At 31.3% G+C, this 12,053-nt stretch carries 9 protein-coding genes; 4 read left to right on the top strand and 5 right to left on the bottom strand.

Translation table 11 applies throughout. The features are described from left to right. Positions 1 to 19: 19 nt before the first annotated feature. From PG912_RS11260 to PG912_RS11250, 3 genes are all read right to left on the bottom strand, one after another. Complete coding sequence (locus tag PG912_RS11260; protein WP_275687603.1) at positions 20 to 1,228, bottom strand: BaiN/RdsA family NAD(P)/FAD-dependent oxidoreductase; 1,209 nt, start codon at positions 1,226 to 1,228, stop codon at positions 20 to 22. A gap of 85 nt (positions 1,229 to 1,313) precedes the next feature. Next, complete coding sequence (locus tag PG912_RS11255) at positions 1,314 to 2,246, bottom strand: GYDIA family GHMP kinase (protein ID WP_275687602.1); 933 nt, start codon at positions 2,244 to 2,246, stop codon at positions 1,314 to 1,316. 85 nt (positions 2,247 to 2,331) lie between these two features. Further along, the gene (locus tag PG912_RS11250; protein WP_260584927.1) at positions 2,332 to 3,603 is read right to left on the bottom strand and encodes a hydroxymethylglutaryl-CoA reductase, degradative; all 1,272 of its coding nucleotides are present in this window, start codon (positions 3,601 to 3,603) and stop codon (positions 2,332 to 2,334) included. A gap of 142 nt (positions 3,604 to 3,745) precedes the next feature. Between PG912_RS11250 and PG912_RS11245 the strand changes: the two genes are divergently transcribed. The 4 genes from PG912_RS11245 to PG912_RS11230 all read left to right on the top strand — a co-directional run bounded on the left by PG912_RS11245 (position 3,746) and on the right by PG912_RS11230 (position 9,926). Further along, complete coding sequence (locus tag PG912_RS11245; RefSeq protein WP_275687601.1) at positions 3,746 to 5,890, top strand: S9 family peptidase; 2,145 nt, start codon at positions 3,746 to 3,748, stop codon at positions 5,888 to 5,890. A 10-nt stretch (positions 5,891 to 5,900) separates the two neighbouring features. Further along, positions 5,901 to 7,460, top strand: a complete 1,560-nt coding sequence (locus tag PG912_RS11240) for a peptide MFS transporter (RefSeq protein WP_275687600.1) — start codon at positions 5,901 to 5,903, stop codon at positions 7,458 to 7,460. 71 nt (positions 7,461 to 7,531) lie between these two features. Beyond that, a complete protein-coding gene (locus PG912_RS11235; protein WP_275687599.1) occupies positions 7,532 to 9,301 on the top strand; it encodes a peptide MFS transporter in 1,770 nt (589 codons plus the stop codon). Between the two features lie 106 nt (positions 9,302 to 9,407). After that, positions 9,408 to 9,926, top strand: coding sequence for a thioredoxin family protein (locus PG912_RS11230; protein ID WP_275687598.1), 519 nt, complete (start codon positions 9,408 to 9,410; stop codon positions 9,924 to 9,926). Here the strand turns inward: PG912_RS11230 and PG912_RS11225 are convergent. Together PG912_RS11225 and PG912_RS11220 are read right to left on the bottom strand one after the other, a co-directional pair. Then, positions 9,919 to 11,364 carry a ComEC/Rec2 family competence protein gene (locus PG912_RS11225; protein ID WP_275687597.1) on the bottom strand — a complete coding sequence of 482 codons (1,446 nt, stop codon included), beginning with the start codon at positions 11,362 to 11,364 and terminating at the stop codon, positions 9,919 to 9,921. The two genes, PG912_RS11230 and PG912_RS11225, sit on opposite strands and share 8 nt — an antisense overlap. An 11-nt stretch (positions 11,365 to 11,375) precedes the next feature. Continuing rightward, the gene (locus PG912_RS11220; protein ID WP_275687596.1) at positions 11,376 to 11,951 is read right to left on the bottom strand and encodes a ComEC/Rec2 family competence protein; all 576 of its coding nucleotides are present in this window, start codon (positions 11,949 to 11,951) and stop codon (positions 11,376 to 11,378) included. Between the last annotated feature and the right edge of the window lie 102 nt (positions 11,952 to 12,053).

Raw genomic sequence — 12,053 nt, 5'->3', positions numbered from 1 at the left:
TTTTATGTGTAAAATAATTTTATTCGGCAATGCTTTTCGCACAAATAAATCCGCCTGTCCACGCGTTTTGAAAATTAAATCCGCCAGTAACTGCATCAATATTTAAAACTTCACCTACAAAAAAGAGGTTTTTATGTAGCCTACTTTCAAAACGTTTAAAGTTTATTCCTTTTAAATCTACACCGCCAGCTGTTACAAATTCATCTTTAAAAGTTGTACGACCGTTTGCGTTAAATAAGCCTTTTGTTAATTGAGTAGCTAAATTATGTAACTGTTTATTACTTAAATCACCCCAATTCTGAGTGGTTTTAATTTCTGCAGCGGCAACAAAACGTTCCCATAAACGACGAGGGATGTCTGTAAAAGGTGATTTTAAATTTACCTGTTTTCTAGCTTGTGCGTTTTTAAGATCAGATAATTCATCTAAAACACTATCAAAATCTTGTCCTAACCAATTTACTTCAACATTGTATTGATAGTTTTTATCAGCTAATATTCGTGCTCCAAAAGCAGAGAGTTTTAAAATTGCGGATCCGCTTAATCCCCAATGTGTAATTAATAAAGGATCAGAGTTTTCTAAATTTGTTCCAACTAATTTTACTGCGGCATTTGGTACTGATATTCCGCCTAAATCTATAATTCGTTTATCTTTTATATTAAAAGTAAACAAAGAAGGTACAGGCTCTATAATAGCATGATCTAAGGTTTTACATAAATCCCAAACTTTCTTAGAACTACCAGCAGCGATAACTAAAGAATCCGCTTCAAATTGTTGTTCTTTTGTGTTGATAACCCATTTGTTTTCTTGTTGATAAACTGAATTTACACCATGGTTTTTTAACACTTTAATGCCAAGGTTATCAACAGCATTTTGAAAACAATCTATAATGGCTTGTGAGGTATTTGCTTCAGGAAACACACGATTATCACTTTCAATTTTTAAAGGAATTCCTCGGTCATCAAACCATTCAAAAGTATCACCAGTCATAAACTGATGAAAAGGTCCTAAAAGTTCTTTTTCTCCTCTCGGATAAAACTTCACCAATTCTTTCGGTTCAAAACAAGCATGAGTAACGTTACAACGACCACCACCAGAAATTTTTACTTTTTGTAAAACTTCCTTTCCTTTTTCGAGAATGGTAATGTCTAATTCAGGATTATTTTCTTTAGCGTTTATAGCTGTAAAAAAACCTGCTGCACCACCACCAATTATAATTACTTTTTTCATTGTGTAGAAAAACCTCTCGACTGCGCTCGAGGAGACATTTTAAAATTAACTTGTCAGGTCGAGCGCAGTCGAGACCTGTTTTGATTTATAAAATCATTTCTTTATAAGGAACGATTGTAGTGTAGCCTTTTTCTTTAAAATATGTTGAGGTATTTTCATTACCTGTTGCTAAAACAAAATCGCCACCCCAAGCACCTAAGCTTTTTATTTCACCAAAATAATCAGGAAAAAGGCGTTTTTTAACTGGAATCTGTTTGATAATCGAGCTAATTATTTGCTCATGCTCAATTATTATGTTCGCTAAATTCATAGAGGAATTAGCCTTTAAAAACTCTTGAGTTAGCTCATTTATTTCCGGAATTAGCTTTTTAGCTTCTTCTCGATGTTCTTTATACTGTGCGATTCCCTCTCTACTATTTTGTTTTTGATTTAAATACACAAAAAACAAATCATCTTTAAAACTAGGGTTGAATTTTACCTCGCTAACAATAGGTTGTTGTTGTTCTTTTAATTGATATAAAATTGGGGAATTGTTACTAGCACAAGCAATATCATAACCACTACCAGAAAAGGCATTCCATAATAAAGTAAACGGATTCGCATTTGCCCAATTAGCAATGTTGTTTATTAAGGTAGATGAGCTTCCTAATCCCCAATTTTGAGGAAAAGTTAAGTTTGTTTTTACGATAAAACCATCATCAGAATTTAAAAAATTAGGGTTTAACTTTTTAGCTTCGTGTAAAATATCAGATAAAGTTTCAGCAATAGTTTCTGTATTTCCTTCTTTATCAGCATTAAAAGTAGCTGAGGTTAAACGCAATTTTGGTAAATCGAAAGTAGCTTCAAACCAGCATTCGCCAGTATTGGTAAAACTAGCCCAAATAAGTTGTGATTCTTTTATCGGTTCGATAATTAAATCCTGTCCAAACTTAGTAGGTACAGCTAATGAGGTTGCTCCGTCAAGAACAACATATTCACCTGTTAATAATAATTTTCCGTTAGAATAATATTTTTCCAATACAATTGTCAGGTCGAGCGCAGTCTAAACCTCTTTTAATGTTTGTAATCTGACCTCTCGACTGCGCTCGAGGAGATAATTAATATTATTTTCTTAACTCTTTAAATTTATCAATTACAGCGCTATGAGAAACGGTTCTTTCATTAAAATAAGCCGTTATAGCATTTCTTTCTTCTGCGGTTGCTTCTAATTGATTTAAAATATTTTGCAAGTGCATTTTCATGTGCCCATGCTGAATTCCTTTAGTTGTTAAAGCACGTAATGCGGCAAAGTTTTGTGCTAAACCTGCAGCAGCAATAATTTGCATTAGTTCTCTTGCAGATGGTTTTTGCATCATATCTAACGATAATTTTGCCATCGGATGTAAGGCTGTTAAGCCACCAACGGTTCCGAGTGCTAAAGGAATTTCAATCCAAAATTTAAAAACACCTTCTTTAATCTCACAATGTGTTAAACTTTTGTATTGTCCGTCTTTAGATGCGTAAGCATGTGCACCAGCTTCAATAGCTCTAAAATCGTTACCTGTAGCCAAAACAACAGCGTCTATACCATTCATAATTCCTTTATTGTGAGTAACGGCTCGGTAAGGTTCTATTTCGGCTATTTTTACCGCTTGCTCGAATTTTTGAGCAAATTTATGAGGGTCTTTACCTCCTAAATCTTCAATTTTACAACTCACTTCTGCTTTAACCACACAATCTGTAACGTAGTTAGAAAGGATGCTCATTACAATTTCAATATCATCACGTCTAAACTGATTTGCCATTGCTTCTAAACACGAATTAATAAAATTCGCGCCCATACTATCCTTCGTTTCGAAAGTAACATGTAGTTGGTAATAATTGGCAAGTTTGTCTGTTTTATCAACTAGTTGAATATCTAAAATACCACCACCGCGTTTTTCCATGTTTTTAGTAATGGAAGCTGTTGCGTCGTATAATTTAGATTTTTGTTTATCAAAATAGTTTTCTAATTCCTTTTTATCACCTTCGTACATAAAATGTACCTGACCAATTTTGGTGGTAGCAATAACTTTGGTTTTAAAACCACCACGAGTACTCCAGTATTTTGCTACTAAAGATGCAGCTGCTACAACAGAGCTTTCTTCAACAACCATTGGTATTACATAATCGCATCCGTTTATAATAAAATTAGGAGCAATACCATATGGCATGTAAAAATTAGAAATCGTATTTTCTATAAAATCGTCATGTAGTTGTTGTAATTTATCATCTACATTCCAATATTGTTTTAGTGTTTGTATAATTTCAGGTTGGTCATTAAAATATGCTTTAGATAACCAATCTATTTTTTCTTCTTTGGTAAGTTTAGAAAATCCAGCAATAATTTTAGACATTCTCTATAAAATTTAGGTGGCTCAAAGATAAATGAATCCTGTTAAAATAGCCTTCTTATTTAGGATTTCTAACTTTTTAGATGTGTTTTTTGATGATTTTTCCGTAAACTTGGCAAACTTTTTAGATAAACAACAACTTAAGATGAAAAAAATACTATTACTTTTTATTGGAATATCTTCACTGTTACAGGCACAAAAAAAAGATATTTCTTTAGAAGATATTTGGAAAAAAGGCACGTTTAGAGCCGATTACATGAATTCATTAAACTCAATGAATGGTGATTTTTATTCATTATTAAATTATAATAACGGAAGTTCATCAGTAGATAAATACGACTATAAAACTTTAGAAAAAGTAGCTACAATTGTAGATAGTAAAGATTTAAACGGATTAAAAACCTTTAGCTCATATAGTTTTAATAGCGATGAAACAAAGTTAATTTTAGGAACAAATTTTAAGCCTATATTTCGTCGTTCTTTCTTAGGTACATTTTATGTATATGATATTGCTTCAAAAACATTAAAATTGATTGGAGAAGATATTCAACGACCAACTTTTTCACCAGATAGCAAAAGAGTAGCTTATGCAAAAGATAATAACTTATTTATAAGAGATTTTTCTAGTAATACGATTGTTCAGGTTACAAGTGACGGAGAAAAAAATAAAATAATAAATGGTATTACCGATTGGGTTTACGAAGAAGAATTTGGATTTGTACGCGCTTTTGAGTGGAGTGCAAATGGAGGTAATCTTGCTTTTTTACGTTTTGATGAAAGTGCTGTAAAAACTTTTTCGATGGATGTATATGGGAAAGGAAAATACCCAACACAAGAAGTGTTTAAATATCCGAAAGCAGGAGAGGATAATGCAAAAGTTACTTTGCATGTGTACTCTTTAGCAACTAATGGAACTGCTAAAATAATTTTTGGAGATTATGAGTACATTCCAAGAATTAATTGGACAAAAGATGATAATGTTTTAGCTGTGCGTACTTTAAATCGTCATCAAAATGATTTGAAAATGTATTTTATTAATGCAAAAACATACGATACTACCTTAATTTTAAATGAAACTGATGCTGCTTATGTTGATGTAACGGATGACTTAACATTTTTAAATGATAATAGTTTTATCTGGACGAGTGAAAAAGATGGCTTTAATCATATTTATCACTACAACAATAAAGGTGAGTTAATTAATCAAGTAACAAAAGGTAACTGGGAGGTAACTTCTTATTATGGTTTTGATGCTGATAAAAACACGGTGTATTATCAATCGGTAGAAAATGGATCAATCAATAGAGGTGTTTATAGTATCTCTTTAACAGGCGAAAATAAAAAAATAATTAGTAATCCTTCAGGAACAAATAGTGCGTCTTTTAGTAAAAACAGGCATTATTTTATCAGTACTTTTTCTGATGCTAATACTCCAAATGTATACTCTTTAAGAGATGCTGCTGGTAATGTGTTAAAAACAGTAAAAGACAATGCTGCTTTAAAAGAGGTTGTTGCAGGATATAATTTAAGTAAAAAAGAGTTTTCTACAATTAATGTAAACGGAAACGACTTAAACATGTACACAATTAAACCGGCTAATTTTGATGTAAATAAAAAATACCCGGTATTAATGTATCAATATTCTGGACCAGGATCACAAAATGTTAAGAATAGCTGGAACGGTTCTAACGATTATTGGCATCAAATGTTAGCACAAAACGGATATATGGTTGTTTGTGTTGATGGAAGAGGAACTGGTTTTAAAGGAAGAGACTTTAAGAAAGTTACTTACATGAATTTGGTAAAACATGAAACTGAAGATCAGATTTCTGTAGCTAAGAAATTAGCAGAATTACCATATGTAGATGCAAAAAGAATCGGTATTTGGGGATGGTCATTTGGTGGTCATATGAGTACCAATTGTTTGTTAAAAGGAAACGATATTTTTTCTGCAGCAATTGCTGTAGCACCAGTTACCACTTGGCGTTTTTACGACAGTATTTATACCGAACGTTTTTTAAGAACTCCAGAAGAAAATCCGACAGGATATGACGATAATTCTCCATTAAACTATCCAGAATTGTTAAAAGGTAAGTATTTATTAATTCACGGAACAGGTGATGATAATGTACATGTACAGAATGCTTACAGAATGGCAGAGGCTTTAATTCAGGCAAATAAGCAATTTGAGTGGGGAATGTATCCTGACAGAAATCATGGAATTTACGGTGGTAATACGCGTATGCATTTGTATACAAAAATGACGAATTTTATTAAAAATAACTTATAAAATAATAAATATGAACACAGCAGTTAAACAAGCACATCAAAAAGAACTTTTTGGACAACCAGTAGGTTTGTATATTTTATTTTTAACAGAGATGTGGGAGCGATTTTCATATTACGGTATGCGAGCTTTATTAGTTTTGTATATGACAACATCAGCTATGGGAGACGATCCAAGAGGTGCTGGTTTAGGATGGACTAGTAAGGAAGCTCTTGCTCTTTATGGATGGTATACAATGCTTGTTTATGTAATGTCTATTCCTGGAGGAATGATAGCAGATAAATTGTTAGGGCAAAAAAAATCTGTGTTGCTTGGAGCCATTATTCTATGTTTAGGACATGGAGTATTGATATTAACTGATACTTGGGCTTTTTATACAGGTTTAGGTTTAGTTATTTTAGGGGTAGGTTTATTAAAACCGAATATTTCTACAATGGTAGGAGGATTATACAAAGAAGGAGATATTAGAAGAGATAAAGGGTTTTCTATCTTTTATATAGGGATAAATTTAGGGTCGCTTTTAGCAACTATGGTAATCGGTTTAGTAGTAGCTAAATGGGGATGGCATGCTGGTTTTGGTTTAGCAGGTATCGTGATGGTTTTAGGATTAATAAACTATATATACGGGCAAAAATACTTAACAGAAGTTGGTAATTTCGTGCCAAGTGAAAATGATGAAAACTCAATTTCGTACGGACAATTATATTTTAAATTATTTAGTTCACCTAAACAATTACTTTTTACAGGATTATTATTAGCTGCATCCTTTTTAGGATGGTATAAATTAGGATGGGGATTTGGATTGTTATTTCTATTTTTAACTGCAATAACAGCTTTATTAATGATGATTTACAAAGAATTAGATACGCAAGTTTTTAAAGATCGTTTTTTAGTGCTTCTATTATCTTTTATAATGGTTATTATCTTTTGGGGAGCATTTGAGCAAGCTGGAGGTTTAATGAACTTATACACAGAAACTAATACTGATAGAAACTTATTTGGATGGTTAATTCCAACAGTAATGTTTCAAAGTTTAAATGCAGGATTTATTATTTTGTTTGCAACAGGTGTTGCAGGTTTTTGGGCAAAAAGAAAGTTGAAAGGAAAAGAAGCTTCTTCTTTATTGAAAATGGCTTTAGGTATTATTATAATGGGGTTTGGTTTTCTATTCATGGTATTTGCAGCAATGCAGTTTGAAGAATCAGGAACTTCAAGTATGATTTGGTTAGTATTAGCTTATTTATTTCATACAATTGGTGAATTATGTATTTCACCAGTAGCATTATCATTCATTACAAAATTAGCGCCAGTAAAATACGCAGCCTTAATGATGGGAGTTTATTTTGCGGCTACAGGTTTAGGAAACAAAGTAGCTGGTATTATTGGTGAATCTGCATCTGATTTTGGAGAATTAACTATTTTCTCTGGAATTTTAATCTTTACGGTATTAATTGGTGGAGTATTCATTTTAATGTTAAAACCATTAAAGCGTTTAACTCACGGAGCAGAAGAGAAAGAAAGAGATTTAAAAAATGAAGAAGCTGAAGGATTTGAATTAGCGGATAACAACTAAAAATAAAAACAAAACCTTGTAATATTTACTATTACAAGGTTTTTTTCATTCATAAATTATATAACAAAAATATGAGTACAAATCTTGAAAGTCTTTTTAAAGACAAAGTATTAGGACATCCAGCAGGGTTGTTTGTGTTGTTTTTTACAGAAATGTGGGAGCGTTTTTCGTATTACGGAATGCGTGCATTGTTAGTATTATTCTTTACAGCTTCTATTTTAGATGAAGGTTGGGGTTGGCCAATTGAATGGGCTTATGCAATTTTTGGAACTTATGTTTCTTTAGTATATCTATCAACCATGGTTGGTGGTTATTTTGCAGACAATGTGATTGGAATTAGAAAGGCTGTGGTTATTGGTGCTTTATTTATGACTTTAGGTCATGGTTGTATGGCGGTAGAAACTCCATTTTTTATATATTTAGGATTAGGTTTGTTAGTTATAGGAAGTGGTTTTTTTAAACCAAACATGACTTCAATAATCTCTGAAATGTATGCAGAGAAACCAGAGAAGAAAGATGGTGCTTATACGATCTTTTATATGGGAGTAAATGCAGGAGCTTTCTTAGGAATTTTATTATGTGGTTATTTAGGTGAAAAAATAGGATGGTCTTGGGGATTCGGTGTAGCAGGTATTTTTATGTTATTCGGATTATTACAATTTTGGTACGCGCAAGGTATTTTTGGGGATATTGGTTTAGCTCCTAAAGATAAAGACGAAGATGTTATTGATACTTTAATTAATGACGAAAAAACTTCAACTGATGATGGACAAAGAAACCCGTTTACAGGTATTCAAAAAGGGCTAATTGCAGTATCTTCTTTATTAGGTTTGTTATGGATATTTAATGATCCAATTTCAAAAATATCAGAAGGGAAATATAATTTTTTCCCATTTGAAGTGGCTGGGTTGTCGGGTTCTACTATTGCAATAATTGCAGCATTTATCTTATTTGTTGTACTGTTGATAATTAGAATTCCAAAATATACTCCTGTTTTAAGAGATAGAATGTTAGCAGTTATGTTTTTTGCTTTTGTAACGATATTCTTTTGGGCAATTTTTGAGCAATCTCCTAGTTCGCTAACAATTTTTGCTAGAGATTATACAGATAGAGTTTTAGAAGGAAGTGCGGGTATAATTTTTAAAATTGTAAACTCATTAATGACTTTGATTCCGTTAGGAATAATTACATGGGTATTATACTTATTATTCCAAAAAACATTTGCGAAATATAAGTGGTCAAATATATTTTTAGGGATGAGTTTCTTGATTATTTGGGTAATTGCAATTGGAATGTTGTATGCTGAATTTCAAAAGGATACCGCTGAAATTCCAGCTTCTTGGTTCTCTGTTTTAAACTCATTATATATTATTGCATTAGCGCCATTATTCTCTAAATGGTGGGAAAGTAAATACAATCCGAATGCAAATATGAAGTGGGCAATTGGAATGGGACTTTTAGGTTTAGGAATGGCAGTAATAGCTATTGGTGCAGGTGGTATTGAACCTGGGGCAAAAACAGCATCAGTAAGTGTTATTTGGTTGGTTTTAGTGTACTTGTTTCATACAATGGGAGAGTTATGCGTCTCTCCAGTAGCATTATCATACGTGTCTAAATTAGTACCGGGTCGTATGATTGCTTTTATGTTTGGTGTTTGGTATTTAGCAGTAGCAATAGGAATGAAGTTAGCAGGTGTATTTGCTGAATCATCAGAAGCAATAGCCCAAGAACAAGGTTTAAGTAGTTTCTTTTGGATGTTAACTATTATTTCTTTCGGATTAGCAGTATTATCAGCAGTATTACATCCAGTAATTAAAAAATTAATGCACGGAGTTAAGTAGCATTAAAATCTTATAAAAAAGTTAAAAAAAACTTTACAGCCTGTCAATTATTAATAATTGACAGGTTTTTTTGTAAATTTGGAATACTTATTGAGACCTAAGAGATATGAAGAAATTAATTTTAGTAGCCGTATTTGTATTTATTTCAGTTGGAGTAAAAGCACAAGAAAAAGTTAATTGGTTAACTTTTGAAGAAGCGATAGAAAAAAACAAAGAAAACCCGAAACCTATTTTAGTCGATTTATATACGGATTGGTGTGGATGGTGTAAAAAAATGGATAAGACTACTTATGCAAATGACATTATTGTTAAGTATATTAATGAGCATTATTATGCCGTAAAAATGGATGGAGAAGGAAAAGAAGATATTAGTTTTAAAGGAAAAACATATAAGTTTGTACAAGAAGGAAGAAGTAAGTACCATGAATTGGCAGCAACAATTATGAAAGGGAAAATGAGTTATCCTTCTACAGCCTTTTTTGATCCTAAAGAACAATTAATTCAAACAGTTCCTGGATATTTAGATGAAAAGAAATTCGAAATGGTTTTAGCCTATTTTACAAAAGAAAATTATAAGAACACCAAATGGTCAAAATTTTCAAAAAACTTTAAAGGGTCTATCTAATTTTTTTATTAATAATATAAGCTCCGTTTTGCCCAGTATGGTGAAACGGAGTTTTTTGTTTTTTACAAGTCAATTCCCATCTGTTTATATAACTTCTGTAATTACTTCCATCAGCAATTATTTTCTTTGGTTTTAAGGTTTTTATCAATCGAGTTAAATTAATTTTAGGAGAATGTTGTAATATTACAATCGGGTTTTTAACAGCAATATTGTAAGTTCCTAAACTATCAACTATTAAAATTTTATCAGTATTAAACTTAAAGTAATTAGGTGTTTTATTAGTAGAATAACTTTTTACAGTTTCATTTATTCGATAATCTTTAATTGCCTTATCAGTAATTATTTTAAGACTATCCATGTTGTGAAAAACATGCAATTGTTTTCCGTTTCTTATGCCTACTAGATTTTTCCTGCTTTTATTAAAAACTATAATTTCTTGTTTCTGATGTCGATTCCTTTTTTCGAAAATGAAAACAGTTTGCAGTATCACTATGGACGCAAGTAAAAATAATAATTGTGTTGTTTTTTTGATAATGATGAACTGATAAGCAAATGCGATTAAAAAATACCAACCAATCATTTCGTAAAAAGACATCGATATTTCTTGCCATAGAAACCCTTCTTGATTCGAAACCCAATCGACTATTTTATTCATTAAAGAAATAACGAATCCGTAAATATCAACAAAAAACTGTGGTAGTAAGTTTAACAACGCAAGTAGTATTACTAAGATTCCGCCAATTAAGATTCCACCTAAAAACGGAATAATCAATATGTTTGATATGATAAAAAGTCCAGGAAACTGATGAAAATAATATAAGCTAATAGGTAATATTCCTACTTGGGCAGCAACAGAAACTGTAAGTAAACTCCATATTTTATCGAGTAACCAAAGTTTGGGTTTCCATAATTTGTAGAGTAAGGGTTGTACCCAAATAATTCCGAAAACAGCGAGGTAACTTAACTGAAACCCTACATCAAATAAAAATAAAGGTTTGATTAATAATAAGAAAAACATCGAACTGATTAACGAGTATTCTACGATTCGTTTCTTTTTAAATGATGCGCCAACAGCAATAAAAGTAAACATAGTAACCGCTCTTACAACAGAAGCCGATAATCCCGCGATAAAAGCAAACATCCATAGTAAAATAACGATTAGAACAGTTTTTATAGTTAAGCCATGTTTTAATCGTTCTAAAGGTTTAAATAACGAAGACAATACAAGTAAGATAATACCGATATGCAAACCTGAAATTGCCAAAATATGAACAGCACCAGCATTGATATAGCTTTCCAAAAGGTTTTTAGAAATATCTTGCCGTTGCCCTAATAACAAAGCATTAATTACCGAAAGTTCCTCTTTATTAAAAGAGTATTTTTTTAAAGAAGTTTGAATTTTATTTCTAAACTGAGCTGATAATCCGTAAAAAGACACAGTTCCTTTTTCTAATTTTTTGTATTCTTTTTTTTGATAAAAATTTGTTGATAGATGTACTGCTTTGCTAAATAATCTTTGTAATTAAATTGATGCGGATTTAAAGGATCTGTTAAGTTTTTAAATTCTGATTTCAAAAAAATACGATCATCAACATTTAAAGCTCTTAATGTGCTGTCTTTTTTTAGATTCAATAGAATAGTTCCGCTTGTTGTTTTAGTATCAACCTGAATTACATTAGCAACAAATTTATGATTGTAATTTCCTGATTTTAGAACTTTATGAATTTTTACAATTACTCCTGAGTTGTTTTTAATACAATGTTGATAGTAGTTTGCATTATTTTTAGGGTTGTGTATAAATGAAGTTGAAACTCCAATAACTACAAAAAACAAAAGTGTTATAATAGAAAATAATTTACGTTTGTTATTTCTCTTTAATAAATATAGCAGAAGCAAAAAAGAGAAAGCAAAAACGATTAAGAAGTTGAAATCATAGCGCCATATATTCGTGTAAAACTGTAAAATAATTCCGATTATTAAACAGCATAAAAAATGGAATGGGGAGTACTGTAACAACTTTTTCATAACCCATTAAAGTTAATAAAAAATAATTAGTTAGATTTTTGACACTTTTTTTACATTTCATTTTCAATTACTTAGCAGTTGAAGAGTATATTTGTAGTACAG

Origin of the sequence: Tenacibaculum retecalamus, assembly GCF_027941755.1 — a bacterium.
GTDB classification, from domain to species: Bacteria; Bacteroidota; Bacteroidia; order Flavobacteriales; family Flavobacteriaceae; genus Polaribacter; species Polaribacter haliotis_B.
The sequence above is the reverse complement of the archived record's forward strand: the minus strand, read 5'-3'. Positions and strand labels throughout refer to the sequence as shown.

Excerpts from the sequence above, each read along its gene's own strand:
- PG912_RS11245 (WP_275687601.1), top strand. The coding sequence starts at position 3,746 with ATGAAAAAAATACTATTACTTTTTATTGGAATATCTTCACTGTTACAG.
- PG912_RS11260 (WP_275687603.1), bottom strand. The coding sequence starts at position 1,228 with ATGAAAAAAGTAATTATAATTGGTGGTGGTGCAGCAGGTTTTTTTACA.
- PG912_RS11250 (WP_260584927.1), bottom strand. The coding sequence starts at position 3,603 with ATGTCTAAAATTATTGCTGGATTTTCTAAACTTACCAAAGAAGAAAAA.
- PG912_RS11230 (WP_275687598.1), top strand. The coding sequence starts at position 9,408 with ATGAAGAAATTAATTTTAGTAGCCGTATTTGTATTTATTTCAGTTGGA.
- PG912_RS11240 (WP_275687600.1), top strand. The coding sequence starts at position 5,901 with ATGAACACAGCAGTTAAACAAGCACATCAAAAAGAACTTTTTGGACAA.
- PG912_RS11220 (WP_275687596.1), bottom strand. The coding sequence starts at position 11,951 with ATGAAAAAGTTGTTACAGTACTCCCCATTCCATTTTTTATGCTGTTTA.
- PG912_RS11235 (WP_275687599.1), top strand. The coding sequence starts at position 7,532 with ATGAGTACAAATCTTGAAAGTCTTTTTAAAGACAAAGTATTAGGACAT.